The sequence below is a fragment of the Buttiauxella sp. AC142 genome (assembly GCF_979253435.1).
Map to the genome: position 1 here is coordinate 864,233 of NZ_CEEDCH010000001.1, position 20,567 is coordinate 884,799.

Consider the following 20,567-nt stretch of genomic DNA (forward strand, 5'->3'; position numbering starts at 1 on the left):
ACTACAGTGGAGTGTTGTTACACCATGATGGACAATTTACGTACGGCGGCCAACAGCCTCGTAATCAAGATAATTTTCGGGATCATTATCGTGTCATTCATTTTGACTGGCGTGAGTGGATACCTGATTGGCGGAAGTGCCAACTACGCCGCAAAAGTGAATGGCCAGGAAATCAGCCGTGGTCAGTTTGAAAATGCCGTTGCCAGCGAACGTAATCGCCAACAGCAGCAACTTGGCGAACAATTCTCTGTACTGGCTGGCAATGAAGGCTACATCAAGCAGATGCGCCAGCAAGTGCTGTCACGCCTGATTGATGAAGCGTTAATGGATCAATACGCCAAACATCTTGGTCTTGGCATTAGCGACGAACAAATCAAACTCGCTATCTTCAAAGAGCCCGCTTTCCAGAATAACGGTAAATTTGATAACGCCCGTTATACCGCAATCATCAACAACATGGGGATGACTGCTGACCAATATGCACAAGCGCTGCGTAACCAGCTAACGACGCAGCAGTTGATCAACGCCGTTGTCGGTACTGATTTCATGCTGGCAGGTGAAACTGACGAGCTGGCAGCCCTGGTATCACAGCAACGTGTTGTTCGTGAAGCGACCATTGATGTGAATGCTCTGGCAGCGAAGCAAGAAGTGACCGAGCAGGAAATCAACACCAGCTACGAGCAAAACAAAAACCAATACATCGCCCCTGAACAGTTCAAAGTAAGCTACATCATGCTTGATGCCGCTTCTCAGAAAGTTGAAGTGGCGGATACAGATATTCAGTCCTACTACGACCAGCATCAGGACGAGTTCACTCAACCTCAACGTAACCGTTACAGCGTGATTCAGACCAAAACTGAAGCAGAAGCTAAAGCGGTTCTGGATGAACTGAATAAAGGCGGTGATTTCGCGGCCCTGGCAAAAGAAAAATCTGCTGACATCATCTCTGCCCGTAACGGCGGTGACATGGGTTGGCTGGAGTCAGGTACCACTCCTGATGAGCTGAAAAATGCCGGTCTGAAAGACAAAGGCCAGTTGTCCGGTGTTATCAAATCTTCAGTCGGTTTCCTGGTTGTGCGTCTTGATGACATCCAGCCTGCGCAAACCAAACCGCTGTCTGAAGTTAAAGACGCGATTGCAGCGAAAGTGAAGCAAGATAAAGCAGTTGATGCTTATTACGCGCTGCAACAAAAAGTGAGCGACGCGGCAAGCAACGATAACGAATCTCTGGCAAGTGCTGAAAAAGTGGCTGGCGTTAAAGCGGTTGAGACTGGCTGGTTCGGTCACGATAACTTACCGGCAGAGCTGAACTTCAAGCCTGTTTCCGATGCCATTTTCAATGGTGGTCTGGTGGGTGCGAACGGAACTCCGGGTATGAACTCTGACATCATCACTGTTGATGGTGATCGTGCGTTCGTTATTCGTATCGCTGAACATAAAGCCGAAGCCATTAAACCGTTAGCGGAAGTTCGTGACCAGGTTATCGCGAAGGTTAAATTCCAGAAAGCGGAACAACAAGCGAAACTGGATGCTGACAAAACGCTGAATGCTCTGAAAATGGGCAAAGGCGATGAAGCGATGAAAGCTGCGGGCTTGAGCTTCGGTACGGCAAAAACTGTCGTGCGTACTGGCCAGGATCCTATCAGCCAGGCGGCCTTCTCACTGCCGTTACCTGCCAAGGACAAACCTTCTTATGGCGTGGCTAACGACATGCAGGGCAACGTCGTTCTGCTGGCTGTGGATGAAGTGAAAGCCGGTGATATGCCAGCTGAGCAGAAAAAAGCCATGGTTCAGGGGATTACCCAGAACAATGCGCAAATCTCTTTCGAAGCGCTGATGACCAGTCTGCGCAAAGAAGCGAAAATTAAGATGGGCGACAGCATCGAACAGCAGTAACACTCTTCGAGGTTACTCGCAGTAAACTGCAACGCTCTGCAACAATCAAAGGCCGCTTTCGCGGCCTTTTCCACATTTGAAGATTGCCAATTGTTCCTGTTTTTTTCCCCGAGTAAGGTGGCCTCGCTGTCAACACACAAGGAGAAACAGCATGAAAACAGGATTCAAAACCGGACTTAAAGCAATGTGTATTGCCGTGGCACTTATTGGCGCAAGCACATGTACCCCGGCTGCAGCCGCACCGGCTGTCGTTAAAAATGACACAGCACAACAGCACACTGATAAAACCACAGCCACTCCCGTAACGGTTGCTAAACCCGGCGATGCTGACGATGGCGTAGTGAGTATTAACACCGCCAGTGCGGAAGTGCTGGCGCAGGCAATGAACGGTGTCGGCTTGAAAAAGGCGCAGTCTATTGTGAGCTACCGCGAAGAATATGGTCCATTCAAAGCGCTCGAACAGCTTCAGGAGGTGCCAGGGATTGGCAGTGCGTTGGTAGAACGCAATCTGTCTCACATTAAGCTTTAACGCTTAGTGCTGAACGTTCGCGTAGCGTAGAAATTTTGCTATGCTAAAAACAGGTCATACCAGTTTCGTATGGCCTGTTTACCTCACCTGACTATTAAAATTAGAGATAGGGTTTTAGCGCTATGCAGACACATATCAAAGTCCGTGGTTATCACATGGATGTTTACCAGCACGTAAACAACGCCCGCTACCTTGAGTTCCTTGAAGAGGCTCGTTGGGAAGGGTTGGAAAATACGGCTGGTTTCCAGTGGATGACGGAACACAACATCGCGTTCATCGTGGTCAATATCAATATTAACTATCGCCGCCCTGCGGTATTGGGTGATTTGCTACGCATCGAAAGTAGCTTGCAGCAACTCAACGGCAAAAGCGGCGTATTGAGTCAGGTTGTGAAGCTGGAACCAGAAGGTGAGATAGTGGCAGATGCGCTGCTGACTTTCGTCTGCATTGATTTGAAAACACAGAAGTCAGTTCCGCTGGAAGGGGAATTGCGCGAGAAACTCGTGCAAATGATGGAATAGCAGAAACAGGAAAGGCGTGGTAAACACCACGCCCATTGAATTATTTGAGACCGGTTTTCTTTTTCATCGCCGCCATTACCGCGGGTTTATCCGCCAGATAGTGGTTCAGGCCGTTAGCCCGTAAGTGACAGGCCGCACATTCACCACATCCGTCGCCCTGAATCCCGTTGTAGCAGGTCAGCGTGTCGTTACGCACCAGTTCCAGTTGCTGCCAGTAATCAGCCAGCGCCCAGGTTTCTGCTTTATCAAGCCACATCAGTGGAGTTTCAAAACGGATATCACGAGCCATACCGAGGCTGACAGCATGGTTCAGCGCTTTCACAAACTCATCGCGACAATCCGGGTAGCCAGAGAAATCTGTTTCACAAACGCCCGTAATAACCGCTTCGGCTTCAACCTGATACGCATAAATTGCGGTCAGCGTCAGGAACAAAATATTGCGCCCTGGAACGAAGGTGCTGGGAATGCCGCTTTCTTGCGGGTCGTAATCAGGCACAGGAATGTTATCGCGCGTCAGGCTGCTGACAGCCAGTTCGTTCAGCAATGTGACATCCAGAACTTTGTGGGCACGAGCGCCTAATTTCAGCGCTAATTCGCGGGCAACGTCAATCTCAGCGCGGTGGCGTTGGCCATAATCAAACGTCACACAATGGACTTCATCATATTGCTGTAAGGCCTGAATCAGGCAGGTTGTGGAATCCTGGCCACCACTAAAGACGACAACTGCACGTTTCATGAGTAATCCTGTTAATCACTTAAAAATATATGGTAACGCGTGGACGTATTGGCTGCCCAGCTTCTTCACACCATTGTCGGCGGTGGCAACCATGCTTGCGTAAAATCGAACCAGCCCCAGGCATTCAACTCAATGCCGTTAACGCCTGGCGGCGCGCTGATTTGGTAGCGGTAATTAAACAGCGGCGACACTATCGCATCGCGCATTAACGCGCTGAACACTTCCTGCAACCCGACATGACGGGCGCTCTCTTCAGGGTGAACTTGTACGGCATCAAGCGTGGCTTGCAGATGGGTGTACTGAGTTTCCGTGAGAATAGCAGGCCAGATAACATCGCTGCGTAACCACTGCTCCAGCGTGTAAACCGGAGCTTCGCCAATCAAGCGGTCGCCCATCATTAAATCGGCCTGTACCAGGGCTTCGCAACCCGTCCAGTTTTTGGCGTCGTGAAAGACCAGATTCAGTTCGCAGCCTAAATCAGCCAGATGGGTTTTCAACTGTTGCGCCATAACATGTAACTCAACCGGCAAATGATACAGCAGTGTCAATCGCGGTGGCAGGGGGACGGTTTTACATGAGTCCCACTCGGGGATCTTCCAGCCGGGGATCATCTCAACGCTTGGGGTGATCAGCGATTCATCTACCGGCAGGCTGGCGATCAACTGCTGCTGGTGAATTATCTGCATCAGGAAACGTGCCTGCTCCGGAGACAAATTGCTGTTTTGTTTGACCGCCAGATAGCAAAACCCAAGGCTGATACTGTTGCTGACGGGCCTTAGATGTACCAGTTCATCTTGCTGCCCGATGGCGATTTGCACCGGATGGCGGCAACTGGTGCCCAGTTCAGTATCGAAAAGCTGTGGGGTAATCCAGTATTCCACGGCTTTAAGCAGCGGATGGCAGAGATGGTAGGACTCGAAACTTTCAATGCGCACCAGATTTTCTTTAAAGCTGCTGAGTCGAAATGGCCCGCATCCCATTTGGTTATCTTCAGGATGTGCCAGACGGCTGCAATAACTTGCCAGTCGGTGAGCCAGCCAGTAATCAGGGGTATGCAGAATAAAACGGATGCACTGTGTATGGGTCAGTTCGATGCTTCTTACGCTGACAAACAGGCGTCGCATTGCCGGAAGTGTCAAAAGCATCATCAACCGTTGCTGTAATTGCGTCGTTTCCACCGGCTCCCCATTGTGCCAGTGCAATGTGGAGCGTATGAAGAAATACCAATTCAAACCATCTTCCGATACTTGCCAGTGATGGGCGAGATCGGGCTGCGGAACCGGGCTATTTGAGGTGAATCGGGTCAGTCCGGCAAAGATTTGCCCGGCTAAATGTTGTTCGGCGCGGCCAGGCAGAAACCCCGGCTGCAAGGGTTCCAGTGGCCGGTAATACGGAATACGCAGCGTTGGAGTATCGTTTTGCCACTGCCCGCCGAGAAACGGTTGCAGCAGCTGGCGTAACTGTTCAGGCGCAATTTGTGCCAGCTCCAGCGCATTCTGATGTTGTTCCTTGTGCAGAACCTGTTCCATCATGCCTGAGCGCACGCTTTCAGGCGTGACCAGGAAACTCAGCGTGCCGCGTTTTCCTCTCCCTGACTGTGCATGCCACGTCAGCCAGCCCGCGTCCTGCAACTGGTTAAGCAAAGTCCGCACATGACGCTCGCTGCAAAAACAGCGCGCCGCCAGTTCAGCCACCGTAACTTGTTGAGGTTCTCCCGCCGAGGGTTGCCACAAACGTTGAAACTGATTGAGTCGATTTAACAAGCGCATGAGAAAAACCCGGAACAATTTTTAAAAAGTATTCACTATTAGTTCCGTATATGCCAGGTGATACTGCCAGCAGTGTTTTAGATGTCACAAATCGGAGTAAACATGGCTCGTCTGGCTGCATTTGATATGGATGGTACGTTGTTAATGCCCAATCACCATTTGGGTGATGAAACGCTACGCACCCTGAACCGACTGCGGGAAGAACGCCAAATGACTCTCGCGTTTGCTACCGGTCGCCATGTGCTGGAAATGCGCCATATTCTGGGCACGTTATCACTCGAGGCATTTTTAATTACCGGAAACGGGACGCGCATCCATTCGACGGAAGGAGAGTTGTTGCACAGGCAAGATCTTGCCCCGGAAGCGGCAGAAATTGTCCTGCACAGCCATTGGGAAACCCTGGCGAGCATGCATGTATTTAACGATACCGGGTGGATGACGCAAAACGAGATCCCTGAATTACTGCGAGCGCATGTCTACAGCGGTTTCAAATACCGCCTGACGGATCTTAAGCGTTTACCTTCACATCAGGTGACGAAGATCTGTTTCTGCGGCGATCACGACGATCTGCACCGTTTGAAAATCCAGTTGAATGAAGCACTAGGCGATAAAGCGTTTCTTTGTTTCTCGGCAGTAGATTGCCTGGAAGTGTTACCGACAGGCTGCAATAAAGGCTCGGCGCTGAATGTATTAAGTCAGCATCTTGGCCTGACGATGAAAGATTGTATGGCGTTTGGCGATGCGATGAACGACCGCGAAATGCTCTCAAGCGTGGGTCATGGTTTGATCATGGGCAACGCGATGGCGCAACTGAAAGCAGATTTACCGCATTTACCTGTTATTGGTCACTGTAACAAGCAGGCAGTTTCTCATTATTTGACTCATTGGCTGGATACACCAAATCTCACTTATTCCCCCGAATGACGAGACCTTGCAGCAGGCCGGGCATATACCCGGCCTCTTTTTCCCCGTCATACTTCAAGCTACAGCTGTGTTGGCTGCGCTCGCTCACCCGAATCACTTACTCATGTAAGTTCATCGGTATGAACTCTCTTGCCGCCTTGCTGTAACTCGAATTATTTAGGGGAAGGGGCAGTTAATAGTTTTTCCATCTCCGCTTGAGCTGGTCGCAAATCCCCGATATTCGCCTTCACCCATTCCGCGTTGTAATAGGTTTCCAGATAACGTTCGCCGCTATCACAAAGCAGCGTCACAATCGAACCGGTACGTCCTTCGTCACGCATACGCGCAGCCAGTTGCAGTACGCCCCACATATTCGTCCCGGTGGAGGCGCCAACTTTACGACCCAGAATAGTTTCCAGCCATTGCATGGTGGCAATACTGGCGGCATCTGGCACGCGCATCATGTCGTCAATCACATCCGGAATAAACGAAGGCTCGCAGCGCGGGCGACCAATCCCTTCGATTTTGCTACCCACGGCGCTGCGTAAGCTGCAATCCCGGTTCTGCCAGTAATCCATAAACACTGAATTTTGTGGGTCCACAACGGTCAGTTTTGTTGGATAACCCTGGTAACGTAAATAGCGACCGATAGTGGCCGATGTGCCGCCTGTTCCCGCGCTCATCACCACGTATTCCGGGACCGGATGCGGTTCATGTTCCATCTGGCGGAAAATACTGTCGGCAATGTTATTATTGCCGCGCCAGTCGGTGGCACGTTCAGCGTAAGTAAACTGGTCCATATAATGGCCGTTCAGTTCGCGCTCCAGCATTTCAGATGCGGCGTAGATTTCACACGCGCTCTCCACGAAATGGCAACGACCACCATAAAACTCGATTTGTTCCACTTTGCGTTTTGCGGTGCAGGCTGGCATGACCGCGATAAACGGCAGACCTAGCAGACGGGCAAAATAGGCCTCGGACACAGCAGTTGAACCGGAAGACGCTTCAATAATCGTGGTGCCTTCTTTAATCCAGCCGTTACACAGACCGTACAAAAACAGCGAGCGCGCCAGGCGATGTTTCAGGCTGCCGGTCGGGTGTGTGCTTTCATCTTTCAGGTATAGCTGAATACCGGGGAAACCAGGCAGCGCAAGGCGAATCAAATGTGTATCGGCGGAGCGTTGGTAATCGGCGTTAATTTCGCTAATAGCGTGGTTTACCCAGTTGCTGGTCATGGTCGTATCCGTTTGTCTATTTGTGCTTAGAGTAATGCAAAAACAGGATAAAAAAGTTGCCTTTTAGCCTTCCCAGGGAATTAAATGGAGAAAAAATTTCTCCCTGAGGTCGCCATGTTAGATAAAATTGACCGTAAGCTGCTATCCTTGCTGCAAATCGACTGCACCCTTTCTTTGCAGGCTCTCGCTGATGCCGTTAATCTGACCACCACCCCCTGCTGGAAACGCCTGAAACGGCTTGAAGACGACGGTGTTATCCGGGCGAAAGTCGCATTACTCGATCCAGAAAAACTGGGCCTTGGGTTGACCGCTTTTGTGCTCATTAAAACCCAGCATCACAGCAGTGAGTGGTACTGCAAATTTGTATCAGTGGTTGCCGAAATGCCCGAAGTGCTGGGTTTCTGGCGGATGGCAGGGGAGTATGACTACCTGATGCGTGTGCAGGTAGAAGACATGAAACGATACGACGATTTTTACAAACGGCTGGTGAACGGTATTCCTGGTTTAAGCGATGTCACTTCGAGTTTTGCCATGGAACAGATAAAATACACCACGGCTTTGCCATTAGAGCGTTGAAACCCGCGCTCCCGGCCTTCAATAGCATTTCACTAGTATTTCTCAGGAATCTGACTGCGTGCGATTATTTGCTCAACTAAGCTGGTACTTCACCCGCGAATGGCGACGCTATCTCGGGGCGGTTGCCTTGCTGATTATCATTGCCATCCTGCAACTTGTGCCGCCTAAACTTGTGGGCGTGATTGTTGATGGCGTCACCCAACACACACTTTCAGGCAGCGACGTGCTGATGTGGATTGGCGTCATGCTGGTCATCGCGGTCGTTGTCTACATGTTGCGTTACGTCTGGCGCGTGCTGCTATTCGGCGCGTCTTACCAACTCGCGGTGGAACTTCGCGAAGATTATTACCGCCAGTTAAGCCGCCAGCATCCCGAGTTTTACCTGCGCCACCGCACTGGGGATTTAATGGCGCGAGCCACCAACGATGTCGATCGCGTGGTGTTTGCCGCAGGCGAGGGCGTATTAACGCTGGTGGATTCGCTGGTGATGGGCTGCGCGGTGTTGATTGTTATGTCGACGCAAATCAGCTGGGAATTGACGCTGCTGGCGCTGCTGCCGATGCCCATTATGGCGCTGGTGATTAAGCGTTATGGCGATCAGTTACATCACCGTTTCAAACTCGCACAGGCCGCATTCTCAACGCTCAACGACCGCACGCAAGAAAGTTTATCCAGTATCCGTATGATCAAAGCATTTGGTCTGGAAGACCGCCAGTCCGCGCTGTTTGCCGCCGAAGCCAAAGATGCCGGAGCGAAAAACATGAAAGTCGCACGCGTGGATGCGCGTTTCGATCCGACGATTTACATCACTATCGGCACGGCAAACCTGCTGGCGATTGGCGGCGGAAGTTGGATGGTTATTCAGGGCACGCTGACACTCGGCCAATTGACCAGTTTCGTGATGTATCTTGGGCTGATGATCTGGCCAATGCTGGCGCTGGCGTGGATGTTCAATATCGTTGAGCGCGGCAGCGCGGCGTACAGCCGTATCCGCAGCATGTTAGCCGAAGCGCCGTCAGTGGTTGATGGTGAGCAAGAAGCTCCGGCGGGGCGCGGCATGGTAGAAGCGAATATTCAGGCGTTCCATTACCCACAAACCACGCGCCCGACGCTTGAAAACGTCTCTTTCACCTTGAAGCCGGGCGAAATGCTTGGCCTTTGCGGGCCGACAGGCGCCGGGAAAAGTACTATTCTCTCGCTCCTCCAGCGCCATTTTGATATCGATCAGGGCGAAATTTGCTTCCACGGCATTGCATTGCCACAGATGAAGCTTGATTCCTGGCGCAGCCGTCTGGCCGTTGTGAACCAAACGCCGTTCCTGTTCTCCGATACCGTTGCCAGCAATATTGCGCTTGGCAAACCGGGCGCGACGCAGGAAGAAATTGAACACGTCGCCAGGCTTGCCAGCGTGCATGACGATATTCTGCGTCTGCCGCAAGGTTACGAAACGGAAGTTGGCGAGCGCGGTGTGATGCTCTCTGGCGGCCAGAAACAGCGTATCTCTATTGCGCGGGCGTTATTACTCGATGCGGAAATTTTGATTCTTGACGATGCCCTTTCGGCGGTCGATGGGCGTACCGAACACCAAATCCTGCACAATTTGCGCCAGTGGGGTGAAAACCGCACGGTGATCATCAGCGCACATCGTTTGTCGGCGCTGACCGAAGCCTCGGAAATTCTGGTGATGCAGTACGGGCATATCGTGCAGCGCGGGAATCACGATGCGCTGGTGGGAATGCCGGGTTGGTATCGCGACATGTATCGTTATCAACAGCTCGAAGCGGCGCTGGATGATGCGTCAGAAAATACGGCCGATGAGGAACCCGCCAATGCGTAAGGCAATCAAGCAGTGGCCAACCATAAAACGCCTGCTGGCTTATGGCTCTCCTTGGCGTAAACCGCTTGCGGGGGCTGTGGTTATGTTGTGGATTGCCGCAGCAGCCGAAGTGACAGGCCCCATTCTGGTGAGTTACTTCATCGACAACATGGTGTCTGAACATCGCCTGCCGATTGCGGCAGTGGCCGGGCTGGCCACGGCGTATTTATTTTTATCTATTTCAGCCGCGGGTCTGCATTACTGGCAGGCACTGTTATTTAACCAGGCCGCTGTGGGCGTGGTGCAAAAGCTGCGTACCGACGTAATGGATGCCGCACTGCGCCAGCCGCTCAGCACCTTTGATACTCAGCCGGTTGGGCAGTTGATCTCTCGCGTTACCAACGATACTGAAGTGATCCGTGATTTGTACGTCACCGTCGTTGCGACTGTTTTGCGCAGTGCAGCGCTGATTGGCGCGATGCTGGTGGCGATGTTCACTCTCGACTGGCGCATGGCGACGGTGGCTATCACTATCTTCCCAGCAGTGATTATCGTGATGTTTATTTATCAGCGCTACAGCACGCCAATTGTGCGCCGCGTGCGCAGCTATCTGGCTGATATCAACGATGGCTTTAACGAAGTCATCTCCGGCATGAGCGTTATCCAGCAATTCCGCCAGCAGGCGCGTTTTGGCGAGCGCATGAATGCCGCCAGCCGCTCACATTATCTGGCACGGATGCAAACCCTGCGCCTCGATGGCTTTTTACTGCGCCCGTTGCTGAGTCTTTTCTCCGCGATGGTTCTTTGCGGCCTGCTGATGCTGTTCGGTTTTACTTCTGTCGGCACGATTGAAGTTGGCGTGCTGTATGCCTTTATCAACTATCTGGGGCGTCTTAACGAACCGTTAATCGAACTCACCACCCAACAATCCATGCTGCAACAGGCGGTGGTTGCTGGTGAGCGTGTGTTTGAGTTAATGGACGGCAAGCGTCAGGATTACGGCAACGACAATCGCCCGCTGGAAAGTGGTCGCATCGAAGTGGATAACGTGTCGTTTTCATACCGTGGCGATCGCCTGGTATTGCAGGACATTAATCTGGATGTTCCAGCGCGTAGTTTTGTGGCGCTCGTCGGGCACACCGGAAGCGGGAAAAGTACTCTCGCCAACTTATTGATGGGCTATTACCCGCTGACAAAAGGCGAAGTTCGTCTTGATGGCCGCCCACTCGATACCTTAAGCCACAGCGTTTTGCGCCAGGGTGTGGCAATGGTGCAACAAGATCCGGTGGTGCTGGCGGACTCATTCTTTGCAAACGTCACGCTTGGGCGCGACATCAGCGAAGCGGCAGTCTGGCAGGCACTTGAAACCGTGCAGCTTGCGGAACTGGCGCGCACCATGAGCGAAGGCATTCACACGCGTCTGGGTGAGCAGGGCAATAATTTGTCCGTTGGCCAAAAGCAGTTACTGGCGCTGGCGCGAGTGCTGGTGGATGCACCGCAGATCCTGATCCTCGATGAAGCCACAGCTAATATTGACTCCGGCACCGAGCAGGCTATTCAACAGGCGCTGGCGGTTGTCCGCGAACACACCACACTAGTGGTGATTGCGCACCGTTTATCGACGATAACCGATGCCGATACCATTATGGTGCTGCATCGTGGGCAGGCTGTTGAGCGCGGCACACACCGTGAATTACTGGCTGCGCAAGGGCGATACTGGCAAATGTACCAGCTGCAACTGGCTGGCGAAGAATTAGCCGCCGCTACGCGCGAAGAACCCGCCACTGCGTGATGCACCAAAATCACGCATAAAACCAATGGTTATCGCCGTTGGTGCAGAACTGAAACGCACCATGCACTTAAATGGTGCGTTTTTATTTCCTAAGAACTTTCTTAATCCCAGTCATCGTTATTTCTCTCCTTAAAATCCCCATCTGGCGCAGCTCAACGCGCTGAAAAAACTGTTTTTCAATTTTGGCATGACCTTTGCTTTATCTAAATCGTGTCGTTTGCCAATTCTCACTGGAGAGGATCTATGAAGCTAGTTACCGTGGTGATTAAACCGTTCAAACTCGAAGATGTGCGTGAAGCGCTGTCTTCAATCGGTATTCAAGGGCTGACTGTCACCGAAGTGAAAGGCTTTGGTCGCCAGAAAGGTCACGCTGAGTTGTACCGCGGTGCTGAATACAGCGTCAATTTCCTGCCTAAAGTGAAAATTGATGTAGCAATTGCCGACGATCAGCTCGATGAAGTAATTGATGTTATTAGCAAAGCTGCCTACACCGGCAAAATTGGCGATGGAAAAATTTTCGTTGCCGAACTGCAACGCGTCATCCGCATTCGTACCGGCGAAGCCGACGAAGCCGCACTGTAATCGTCTTAGCCACTCGTGAAAGGGATGGAAAAATGAAGAAATTAGCCTCTATCTTAGGCGTTGTAGCCCTGGCACTTGCGCCATCAATCGCTCTGGCGGCACCCGCTGTGGCCGATAAAGCAGACAACGCCTTTATGATGATTAGCACCGCATTGGTGCTGTTTATGACAATTCCTGGGTTGGCGCTGTTTTACGGCGGCCTGATTCGTTCCAAAAACGTGCTGTCGATGCTGACGCAAATTACGGTCACATTTGCACTGGTTTGTGTGCTGTGGGTGGTTTACGGCTACTCATTAACCTTCGGCACGGGCGGAAGTTTCTTCGGTAACTTCGACTGGGTGATGCTCAAAAACATCCAGCTCACCGCGCTGACCGGTTCTTTCTACCAGTATATTCACGTTGCGTTCCAGGGCTCTTTCGCCTGTATCACCGTTGGACTGATTGTCGGTGCGCTGGCTGAACGTATTCGTTTCTCTGCGGTGCTTATCTTTGTGGTGATTTGGCTGACGCTGTCTTACCTGCCAATCGCACACATGGTGTGGGGCGGCGGTTTACTGGCAACGCACGGCGCGATGGACTTCGCAGGCGGTACAGTGGTTCACATCAACGCCGCGGTTGCAGGCCTGGTGGGCGCTTACCTGATTGGCAAACGTGTGGGTTACGGTAAAGAAGCCTTCAAACCGCACAACTTGCCGATGGTGTTTACCGGTACGGCAATCCTGTACTTCGGTTGGTTCGGTTTCAACGCCGGTTCAGCCAGTGCTGCAAACGAAATCGCAGCCCTGGCGTTCGTGAACACGGTTGTTGCAACAGCGGCTGCGGTGCTGGGCTGGGTCTTCGGCGAGTGGGCATTGCGTGGCAAACCTTCTCTGTTGGGCGCGTGTTCCGGTGCCATTGCAGGCCTGGTCGGTATCACCCCAGCGTGTGGTTATGTTGGCGTCGGAGGCGCACTGATTATCGGTATCGTGGCGGGTCTGGCGGGCTTGTGGGGCGTGACGCTGCTGAAGAAATGGCTGCGTGTTGATGACCCTTGCGATGTGTTCGGTGTCCACGGCGTGTGCGGTATTGTTGGCTGCATCATGACCGGTATCTTCGCCTCTCCATCCCTTGGCGGTGTGGGCTACGCAGAAGGCGTGACCATGGGCCATCAAGTTCTGGTGCAGTTGGAAAGTATCGGTGTGACGATTCTGTGGTCTGCGGTAGTCGCCTTCATCGGCTTCAAGGTTGCTGACCTGACTGTCGGCCTGCGCGTGCCAGAAGAGCATGAGCGCGAAGGTCTGGACGTTAATAGCCACGGCGAGAATGCTTACAACGCATAAGTAACGCGTCAATAAAAAAGCGGAGCACAGGCTCCGCTTTTTTTATGCTTTCAGGATTAACCCCGCTTGCGCATCACTCCTTCCTGCACCGTCGATGCCACTAACACCCCGTCACGAGAATAAAACTCCCCGCGCACAAAGCCACGAGCACTCGAGGCGGAGGTACTTTCCACGCTATACAGCAGCCAATCGTTCATATCGAACGGGCGATGGAACCACATTGAGTGATCGATGGTGGCGACCTGCATTCCCGGTTCGAGGAAACCGACGCCATGCGGCTGAAGGGCGACAGGCAGGAAGTTAAAGTCCGACGCATATCCGAGCAAATACTGATGTACATGCAAATCGGCAGGCATTTTACCGTTAGCTTTCATCCACACCTGGCGTACCGGCTCATCAACATGGCCCTGCATTGGGTTATGGAAAACCACCGGGCGAATCTCCAGCGGTTTCTCACACAGAAACTTTTCTTTCAGCGTCTGAGGCAGAAGTTTCTCAAATGCCATCGCAATTTCAGTTTCTGATTTCAGATTTTCAGGTGCCGGGGCAGCAGGCATGGTTTTTTGATGTTCAAAGCCCGGCTCTGGCGCCTGGAAAGACGCGGTCATGTAGAAAATCGGTTTGCCATTTTGAATCGCAGCCACGCGGCGGGCGCTGAAACTATTCCCGTCGCGCAGGGTTTCAACGTCATAAACGATAGGTTTCTGGCTATCGCCGGGACGCAAAAAATAGCTGTGAAATGAGTGCACCAGACGGTCAACCGGCACGGTTTCTTTGGCGGCATACAACGCCTGGCCAACTACCTGCCCACCGAACACCTGACGTAAACCTAAGTCTTCGCTCTGGCCACGAAAAATACCTTCTTCAATCTTTTCCAGATTGAGTAATGCCAATAAATTGCTGAGCGCCTGACTCATAAAAGGTCCTCAATAAAATAAATAAAATCGTGCAATTGGCCTGATTATAACAGGTTTCCTGCAATCGCCACGTAGTGGCCCGACCTGACGATCGGTTTCGCTTTTGGGCAAAAACCAGTTATATGTGCCACACTTAGCGTGATAAGTAAGTTTAACCACTCATTACTCGTGGGCCTACGGCCTGCTGGTGCATTGATAATAAGGAGAACAAATCAATGAAACTTGTGCACACGTTAAGTGGTTTAGCCATTGCCGTAGCGATGGCGGGATGCGCGCAGAAAAGCGCTGATATCCCAACGCCTGCACCTGCCGCTACAACTACTTCGGCAGCAGCAACTGCGCAGTCTGATATTGCACAGCCTAATGTTTCCGGTACGGTATGGATTCGTCAGAAAGTCGCTTTACCACCGGATGCGGTACTCACTGTCACGCTGTCTGATGCCTCTATGGCTGATGCGCCGTCACGAGTATTGTCACAGAAAGCCGTTCGCACGGAAGGGAAGCAGTCACCGTTCAGCTTTGTGCTGCCGTTTAACCCAGCCGATATTCAGCCGAATGCGCGAATTATCCTGAGTGCGGCGATTACCGTGAACGATAAACTGATGTTTATCACCGATACTATTCAGCCGGTGATTAACCAGGGCGGGAAAAAAGTCGATCTGACGCTGGTGCCGGTCCAGCAAACGGCGGTTCCTGTTCAGGCCAGTGGCGGTGCGATGACAACGGTTCCATCAACTTCACCGACTCAGGTGAATCCTTCTGCAGCGGTTCCTGCGCCAACGCAGTTCTGATCTTCACCGTAATGCGAAGCGCCTCGCCCGAGGCGCTTTTCAGTAATTCCAGCGATAACGTTCCATATCAATTTTCCCATCGCCAGAAACCATAATGCCTTCTGAAAGCAGGGCTTGCCGTTGGCGTTGTAAATCCTGGCCGGTCAGGGAGATATGCCCGTGGCGATTCACCACTCGGTGCCACGGCAGTTTGCTGCCTTCGGGTAAACGCTTGAGAACGCCGCCGACTTGTCTTGCCGCACGCGGAGATCCCGCCAGACGTGCGACATCGCCATAAGTTGTGACGCAACCTTCTGGAATAGCAGCAATAATCTGGAAAACCCGCATCGGGAATGAATCATTGTTATCCATAGCAAACCTCGTAAACGCCTGCTGTACAGGATAATCGCCGGCCATCAAACAAGGAAGCAAAACGCAGGCTGCGCAAGAAACCAACACCTGACCGCTCGTTGCTTGCAATTGCATAGGGCAACATGGATAATGCGCCAGCGCGTTAGGTAACTAGCGCTCTCAATGGGGGCCCTGTTGGTTCTCCCGCAATGCTAATTTGTGAATTCGGTCAGGTCCGGAAGGAAGCAGCCGCAGCAGATGACGCGTGTGCCGGGATGTAGCTGGCAGGGCCCCCACCCAATTCTGGCGCATGTAAAACTCCAACATACTTAAGCCTGTCTCTGCATTATTCTGTTTTAACTTCATCCCCTTAAAGCGCAAACCGATAAAGCAATAAAAATGCCCCGCAACTGACGTCACAGGGCATTCAAGTTATAGACTACTTATTTTGGTGGAACGGTTAAGGCGTTACAATATTGAACCAGAAATCAAACTTGTCCATATAACCCAGTACTTCATCCAGTTTTCCTGCATCCCCAGTGATTTTTACATCACCTTTCTCTTTCGCCTGTTGCAATGTTTCTTCTTTCAACACAATGCGATTGAGCGTATCGCGGGAAACATTAATTGTGGCGTCAGCATTAGTGGCTGCTGAATTTGGCGTGTGGTTAAGCACACCGTTTTCCAGTTCCAGTTTGTACTTCCCGCCCTGGTCGCCGAAGTTAAAGTTCAGCACCGCGTGGGCATTAGCCGCTTTCTCACCGTTGATATGCACAGCCATATAATCGAAGAACATTTCTGGCGTCATGGCGCGAACGGTATCCGGGCTTGCGGTATTTGGTGTTGCAGCTTTGACCACACCATTACGCAGTTCCTGTGCCCCCGACAAATAGAAGTTACGCCATGGGCCGGATTCTGCCTGATACCCCATTTGCTCCAGCGCATCCGCTTCCAGTTCACGCGCAGCCTTGTTATCGGGATCGGCAAATACGACTTTACTCACGACCTGAGCCACCCAGCGGTAATTACCCTGGCGGTAATCAGACTTCGCTTTTTGCAGAATGCTGTCTGCTCCGCCCATATATTCGACGAATTTCTTCGCTGATTGCTCTGGCGGCAGTTCATCAAGTGTTGCCGGGTTGCCATCGAACCAGCCGAGGTAGAACACATAGGTGGCTTTCACGTCGTGGCTGACGGAGCCGTAATAGCCACGGCTAGCCCAGGTTTTCTCGAGGCTCGGTGGGAGTTTGAAGTTGGCTGCGATTTCATCGCGGGTCAGGCCTTCGTTCGCCATACGCAACGTCTGGTCATTGATGTAGCGATACATATCGCGCTGGCCTTTCATCAGGTTGACGACATTTTCCTGACCCCAGGTTGGCCAGTGGTGCTGAGCGATAATGATTTCAGCATCGCTGCCCCAGCGATCAATGGCTGCATTAATATATTTAGACCATGCCAGCGGATCGCGGATTTTCGCCCCGCGAAGAGAATACGTGTTGTGCAGCGTATGGGTGACATCTTCCGCTGCTTCTATCATCTTCTTCTCTTTGACATACCACAGCATTTCTGACGGCGCTTCCGAACCAGGCGCCATCATAAAGTCGTAAGTCAAACCATCGATCACTTCTTCCTGGCCGGTGTGAGTGATGTAGTTTGTTGGCGCCAGTAATGTCACTGTACCGGCAGAAGTGGTGGTACCCAAGCCCGCACCGACCTGGCCTTTTGCATCGGCAGGTAAAAGATTGCCATACATATAGCTCGCACGGCGGCTCATGGCATTACCCGCCATAATGTTCTCGTCAACTGCGGCACCCATAAAGCCTTGCGGAGCATAAAGTTTCACTTTACCCGCTTTGACATCAGCTTCATCTACCACACCCCGCACACCACCGTAGTGGTCAACGTGGCTGTGGGTGAAAATAACCGCGACAACGGGTTTTTTGCCGCGATTTTTGTAATACAGATCCATTGCCGTTTTAGCTGTTTCGGCAGAAACCAGCGGGTCGACAACGGTAATCCCGGTTTTACCTTCAATAATGGTCATATTGGAAAGGTCGAGGTTACGGATCTGGTAAACACCGTCTGTCACTTGAAATAGACCGCTAATATTAATTAGCTGGGACTGACGCCACAGGCTCGGGTTAACCGTCGCTGGTGCTTTGTCGCCCTCTTTAATAAAAGCGTACTGCTGCGGGTTCCAGATAACATTGCCTTTCTCGCCCTTTATAGCCTCTTGCGGGAGGGCGGCGATAAAGCCTTTATGCGCATTGGCAAAATCAGTTTTATCAGCAAAAGGCAGCTGATTGTAAAGTGCTTCATTCGCTTGCTGAGTTGCAGCAGTTGCATCTTTTGTTGGCGCTGGCGTTGCAGCGCTGACTGACAGCGATGTCAGTAAACCTGCAGCAATCAGGCTTGTGGCTATTAGATTCAGTCTCATTAATTCAACCTCTAAACTTAATAAAGTCTAAAAGATAAGAAATATTTTTTAGACTTCACTTTATTTTGAATAAACTGGTTTGAAAAACCTGTATGTTTACCACTTCGTCAACTTTAATCGATTACATAATGATGAAGTAGTACCATATGGGACTACAGTTTATTTTGCTATTTAGATGGAATTACGCCTTTCATTTTGTACAGACATTTTGATTTGATGGCGCTATACTATAATTACTGATGATATATATTGGATATGTTATGGCAGCTAGCTTCGAAAATATTCATCGTTATTATAAATCGCTGAACATGGAGGGTCAGGTTAATGATATCTGCAAAAGTGGAGAGCCATTGATTTTTGCCGTAACTAAAAAATTAGATCTGACGCCAGGTTTTATTTATGTTCCGGTTGAAGGTTCTGTTGCTATTCTACATGCAGAAAGTGAACTCACTATTGGCAATGCGATTGACTTTATGCCCATTGGTTTGATGGAGCGCTATTGTCCGCTACTGAGTTTTGAATATAAATGCATGACACCAGTGAAAGTCGTTAAAATTTCTTACGAGAACTTTGATAATATTTTCTTTCAAAGCACTGAAAATATGCAGGTATTATCAAATATTTTGATTTTCATGACCATTTTCTCACTTGAATTACACGCTGAGAGAAAGCAACTCACCAGCTATCAAACAATCAAACCCATGTTGTACCGTTATCTCTACAGAGCTAAAACCTACCCCAAAGAAAGTGAAGGTCTGGCGAATTTTATTATACGTCGCACCAAATTATCTCGTACTCATGTATTCAGAGTGCTGGCTGATTTAAAAGAGGGTGGATATATTACGATGAAGAATGGAAAGCTGGTATCAATAAACAAAGTCTTGCCGGATGGATACTAATGATTGTAATAAATCACATGGCTATCTGTATTATCTGGACGCTCAAACCACCACTCTTCTTATATATTCATTCCCAGTTTGCGCCAGGTTATCCCAAAGCGGTTTTAATCGTTCCAGGGCTGCACGCATTTGCGTCGGTTCAAGCGTAAACGGCAAACGTAAATATCGCTCAAATGCGCCGTCAGTTCCAAAGCGAGGCCCTGCGCCAATGCGTATCCCGATTGACTCTGCACTTGCCGCGAATACTGTTGCCAGCGGTTTGGGTAATTCAATCCACCAGGACAGACCGCCTTGCGGCACGACGGTAATTTTCCACTCCGGGTACAGCTCTTTAATGGTTTGCGCACAGGCATCCCTGCGTTCTCGCAATAATGCGCGGCGTTGAGGCAGGAAGGTTTCGGCTTCACTGAACAAGTGAATGGCGGCAAGTTGCTCAAGAACCGGTGAGCCTAAATCTAATGAATCGCGGATTTGAATCAGAGACGCAATGGTTCGCGTGCTGGCGCGTATCCAGCCCAGGCGCAAACCGCCCCAGAAACTTTTTCCGGCAGAACCCAACGTGATCACCCGGTCTGCATCGTCGAAAGCGGCGAGCGGTGGCGGCGGAGGGGCGTCGTACCACAGGTCGACCATGGTTTCATCGGCCACAATGGTGGTGCGCGTTCGGGCGGCAATCTCAGCGATAGCGGCACGTGTGTCAGCATTCATACAACGCCCGCTCGGGTTATGGAAATCGGCCAGCAAATAGGCCAGGCGCGGCGATGTTTGTGCGATGGTTGCCGCCAGCCCATCCGTATCCCAACCGTCTTCGGTCAGGCTGACGGGAACGGCCCGGCACGATGCGCCCTTAATGGCTGAAAGCGCCATCGGGTACGTGGGATTGTCGATAACTACACGGTCGCCAGGCCCGGTCAGCAAGCGCAGAATCAGGCCAAAACCACTTAACGCACCGTTGACGATCATAATCTGATCGGCTGTTGTCGGTAGCCCGCGTGCAGCGTAGCGTTGCGCGATAACGTCGCGCAGTTCAGGCAAGCCTTGCTGATTGTAACCGGTGCTGCCGAGATGTTCTGGCAGCGCAATCAGGGCATTAGCATAGGCCTGATGAATCTCCGGCCCGGCGCTGAGTGCGGCTGTCGATAAATCCAGTGTTGCGGCACGTCCTGGCAGCGGTGAAACAGTTTGCCCGCTTTCTGGCAGCATCGTGATCGAACCCGAACCCTGGCGGCTTGCCAGATAACCTTCATCACGCAGTTGCGCCAGAGCCGTTGCTACCGTCGTGCGGCTAATCCCCAGCGCTGTAGCCAGCTCGCGCTCCCCTGGCAGGCGGCTATCCAACGGCAGGCGACCATCCAGAATCAACAGCCGTAGCCCGTCCGCCAGTTGCCGATAAACGGGCGTACGCGGTAAATCCTGATGCCAGTTCCCCAGCAATTTTACCAGTGATGACGATCCCGTTCTGCGCTGTGCCATAGCAATCCACTTTTTGATAACTGGACCTTAATTTCATATCCATTTT

The 20,567-nt window shown here is 51.5% G+C and carries 18 protein-coding genes and 1 other RNA gene; 12 read left to right on the forward strand and 7 right to left on the reverse strand.

Annotated features, from left to right (window positions below):
* Positions 1-24 precede the first annotated feature (24 nt).
* The 3 genes from ppiD (at position 25) to AC0IWZ_RS03935 (ending at position 2,946) form a co-directional block, all read left to right on the forward strand.
* The gene (gene ppiD, locus AC0IWZ_RS03925) at positions 25-1,896 is read left to right on the forward strand and encodes a peptidylprolyl isomerase (protein ID WP_471678118.1); all 1,872 of its coding nucleotides are present in this window, start codon (positions 25-27) and stop codon (positions 1,894-1,896) included.
* A gap of 151 nt (positions 1,897-2,047) precedes the next feature.
* Positions 2,048-2,425: a ComEA family DNA-binding protein gene (locus tag AC0IWZ_RS03930; protein WP_471678117.1), complete on the forward strand. Its 378-nt coding sequence runs from the start codon at positions 2,048-2,050 to the stop codon at positions 2,423-2,425.
* 122 nt (positions 2,426-2,547) lie between these two features.
* A complete protein-coding gene (locus tag AC0IWZ_RS03935) occupies positions 2,548-2,946 on the forward strand; it encodes a YbgC/FadM family acyl-CoA thioesterase (RefSeq protein WP_034493719.1) in 399 nt (132 codons plus the stop codon).
* Between the two features lie 40 nt (positions 2,947-2,986).
* Here the strand turns inward: AC0IWZ_RS03935 and queC are convergent, their stop codons facing one another.
* Complete coding sequence (queC, locus tag AC0IWZ_RS03940) at positions 2,987-3,682, reverse strand: 7-cyano-7-deazaguanine synthase QueC (RefSeq protein WP_034493720.1); 696 nt, start codon at positions 3,680-3,682, stop codon at positions 2,987-2,989.
* A gap of 65 nt (positions 3,683-3,747) precedes the next feature.
* Entirely contained in the window at positions 3,748-5,451 is a 1,704-nt protein-coding gene (locus AC0IWZ_RS03945) for an SgrR family transcriptional regulator (RefSeq protein WP_471678116.1), read from the reverse strand.
* A 102-nt stretch (positions 5,452-5,553) separates the two neighbouring features.
* Between AC0IWZ_RS03945 and cof the strand changes: the two genes are divergently transcribed.
* Positions 5,554-6,375, forward strand: coding sequence for an HMP-PP phosphatase (gene cof / locus AC0IWZ_RS03950; RefSeq protein WP_471679089.1), 822 nt, complete (start codon positions 5,554-5,556; stop codon positions 6,373-6,375).
* A gap of 152 nt (positions 6,376-6,527) precedes the next feature.
* Here cof and AC0IWZ_RS03955 read toward each other — a convergent pair whose 3' ends face one another.
* Complete coding sequence (locus AC0IWZ_RS03955; RefSeq protein WP_410372364.1) at positions 6,528-7,589, reverse strand: PLP-dependent cysteine synthase family protein; 1,062 nt, start codon at positions 7,587-7,589, stop codon at positions 6,528-6,530.
* Between the two features lie 114 nt (positions 7,590-7,703).
* Between AC0IWZ_RS03955 and AC0IWZ_RS03960 the strand changes: the two genes are divergently transcribed.
* The 5 genes from AC0IWZ_RS03960 (at position 7,704) to amtB (ending at position 13,674) form a co-directional block, all read left to right on the forward strand.
* A complete protein-coding gene (locus AC0IWZ_RS03960) occupies positions 7,704-8,165 on the forward strand; it encodes an Lrp/AsnC family transcriptional regulator (protein ID WP_034493833.1) in 462 nt (153 codons plus the stop codon).
* Positions 8,166-8,223: 58 nt separating this feature from the next.
* The gene (locus tag AC0IWZ_RS03965) at positions 8,224-10,002 is read left to right on the forward strand and encodes a SmdA family multidrug ABC transporter permease/ATP-binding protein (RefSeq protein WP_471678115.1); all 1,779 of its coding nucleotides are present in this window, start codon (positions 8,224-8,226) and stop codon (positions 10,000-10,002) included.
* Positions 9,995-11,773, forward strand: a complete 1,779-nt coding sequence (locus AC0IWZ_RS03970) for a SmdB family multidrug efflux ABC transporter permease/ATP-binding protein (RefSeq protein ID WP_259268208.1) — start codon at positions 9,995-9,997, stop codon at positions 11,771-11,773. The genes AC0IWZ_RS03965 and AC0IWZ_RS03970 overlap by 8 nt, the downstream gene beginning before the upstream one ends.
* Positions 11,774-12,016: 243 nt before the next feature.
* Positions 12,017-12,355 (forward strand): P-II family nitrogen regulator, encoded by a 339-nt coding sequence (glnK, locus tag AC0IWZ_RS03975; RefSeq protein ID WP_002891893.1) that lies wholly within the window; start codon positions 12,017-12,019, stop codon positions 12,353-12,355.
* Between the two features lie 32 nt (positions 12,356-12,387).
* A complete protein-coding gene (amtB, locus tag AC0IWZ_RS03980) occupies positions 12,388-13,674 on the forward strand; it encodes an ammonium transporter AmtB (RefSeq protein ID WP_034493725.1) in 1,287 nt (428 codons plus the stop codon).
* Positions 13,675-13,730: 56 nt separating this feature from the next.
* Here amtB and tesB read toward each other — a convergent pair whose 3' ends face one another.
* Entirely contained in the window at positions 13,731-14,591 is an 861-nt protein-coding gene (gene tesB / locus AC0IWZ_RS03985; RefSeq protein ID WP_034493726.1) for an acyl-CoA thioesterase II, read from the reverse strand.
* A 215-nt stretch (positions 14,592-14,806) separates the two neighbouring features.
* On the opposite strand from tesB, the gene AC0IWZ_RS03990 reads away from it, so the two are divergent.
* Positions 14,807-15,382, forward strand: coding sequence for a YbaY family lipoprotein (locus AC0IWZ_RS03990; protein ID WP_034493727.1), 576 nt, complete (start codon positions 14,807-14,809; stop codon positions 15,380-15,382).
* A 39-nt stretch (positions 15,383-15,421) separates the two neighbouring features.
* On the opposite strand, the gene AC0IWZ_RS03995 is transcribed toward AC0IWZ_RS03990, so the two are convergent.
* Entirely contained in the window at positions 15,422-15,733 is a 312-nt protein-coding gene (locus AC0IWZ_RS03995) for an MGMT family protein (protein ID WP_034493834.1), read from the reverse strand.
* Between the two features lie 172 nt (positions 15,734-15,905).
* Here AC0IWZ_RS03995 and ffs point away from each other — a divergent pair.
* Positions 15,906-16,002: signal recognition particle sRNA small type (ffs, locus tag AC0IWZ_RS04000), an RNA gene on the forward strand.
* A 170-nt stretch (positions 16,003-16,172) separates the two neighbouring features.
* Here ffs and AC0IWZ_RS04005 read toward each other — a convergent pair.
* Complete coding sequence (locus AC0IWZ_RS04005) at positions 16,173-18,149, reverse strand: alkyl/aryl-sulfatase (protein ID WP_471678114.1); 1,977 nt, start codon at positions 18,147-18,149, stop codon at positions 16,173-16,175.
* Positions 18,150-18,409: 260 nt separating this feature from the next.
* Here AC0IWZ_RS04005 and AC0IWZ_RS04010 point away from each other — a divergent pair, with 260 nt between their 5' ends.
* Complete coding sequence (locus tag AC0IWZ_RS04010) at positions 18,410-19,048, forward strand: helix-turn-helix domain-containing protein (protein ID WP_471678113.1); 639 nt, start codon at positions 18,410-18,412, stop codon at positions 19,046-19,048.
* Between the two features lie 42 nt (positions 19,049-19,090).
* Here the strand turns inward: AC0IWZ_RS04010 and yczR are convergent, their stop codons facing one another.
* A complete protein-coding gene (yczR, locus tag AC0IWZ_RS04015) occupies positions 19,091-20,521 on the reverse strand; it encodes a MocR-like transcription factor YczR (RefSeq protein WP_471678112.1) in 1,431 nt (476 codons plus the stop codon).
* Positions 20,522-20,567 lie beyond the last annotated feature (46 nt).

What these genes read in the sequence shown, in the direction of transcription:
- ppiD (WP_471678118.1), top strand. Translation starts at nt 25, where the DNA reads ATGATGGACAATTTACGTACGGCGGCCAACAGCCTCGTAATCAAGATA.
- AC0IWZ_RS03930 (WP_471678117.1), top strand. Translation starts at nt 2,048, where the DNA reads ATGAAAACAGGATTCAAAACCGGACTTAAAGCAATGTGTATTGCCGTG.
- AC0IWZ_RS03935 (WP_034493719.1), top strand. Translation starts at nt 2,548, where the DNA reads ATGCAGACACATATCAAAGTCCGTGGTTATCACATGGATGTTTACCAG.
- queC (WP_034493720.1), bottom strand. Translation starts at nt 3,682, where the DNA reads ATGAAACGTGCAGTTGTCGTCTTTAGTGGTGGCCAGGATTCCACAACC.
- AC0IWZ_RS03945 (WP_471678116.1), bottom strand. Translation starts at nt 5,451, where the DNA reads ATGCGCTTGTTAAATCGACTCAATCAGTTTCAACGTTTGTGGCAACCC.
- cof (WP_471679089.1), top strand. Translation starts at nt 5,554, where the DNA reads ATGGCTCGTCTGGCTGCATTTGATATGGATGGTACGTTGTTAATGCCC.
- AC0IWZ_RS03955 (WP_410372364.1), bottom strand. Translation starts at nt 7,589, where the DNA reads ATGACCAGCAACTGGGTAAACCACGCTATTAGCGAAATTAACGCCGAT.
- AC0IWZ_RS03960 (WP_034493833.1), top strand. Translation starts at nt 7,704, where the DNA reads ATGTTAGATAAAATTGACCGTAAGCTGCTATCCTTGCTGCAAATCGAC.
- AC0IWZ_RS03970 (WP_259268208.1), top strand. Translation starts at nt 9,995, where the DNA reads ATGCGTAAGGCAATCAAGCAGTGGCCAACCATAAAACGCCTGCTGGCT.
- glnK (WP_002891893.1), top strand. Translation starts at nt 12,017, where the DNA reads ATGAAGCTAGTTACCGTGGTGATTAAACCGTTCAAACTCGAAGATGTG.
- amtB (WP_034493725.1), top strand. Translation starts at nt 12,388, where the DNA reads ATGAAGAAATTAGCCTCTATCTTAGGCGTTGTAGCCCTGGCACTTGCG.
- tesB (WP_034493726.1), bottom strand. Translation starts at nt 14,591, where the DNA reads ATGAGTCAGGCGCTCAGCAATTTATTGGCATTACTCAATCTGGAAAAG.
- AC0IWZ_RS03990 (WP_034493727.1), top strand. Translation starts at nt 14,807, where the DNA reads ATGAAACTTGTGCACACGTTAAGTGGTTTAGCCATTGCCGTAGCGATG.
- AC0IWZ_RS03995 (WP_034493834.1), bottom strand. Translation starts at nt 15,733, where the DNA reads ATGGATAACAATGATTCATTCCCGATGCGGGTTTTCCAGATTATTGCT.
- AC0IWZ_RS04005 (WP_471678114.1), bottom strand. Translation starts at nt 18,149, where the DNA reads ATGAGACTGAATCTAATAGCCACAAGCCTGATTGCTGCAGGTTTACTG.
- AC0IWZ_RS04010 (WP_471678113.1), top strand. Translation starts at nt 18,410, where the DNA reads ATGGCAGCTAGCTTCGAAAATATTCATCGTTATTATAAATCGCTGAAC.
- yczR (WP_471678112.1), bottom strand. Translation starts at nt 20,521, where the DNA reads ATGGCACAGCGCAGAACGGGATCGTCATCACTGGTAAAATTGCTGGGG.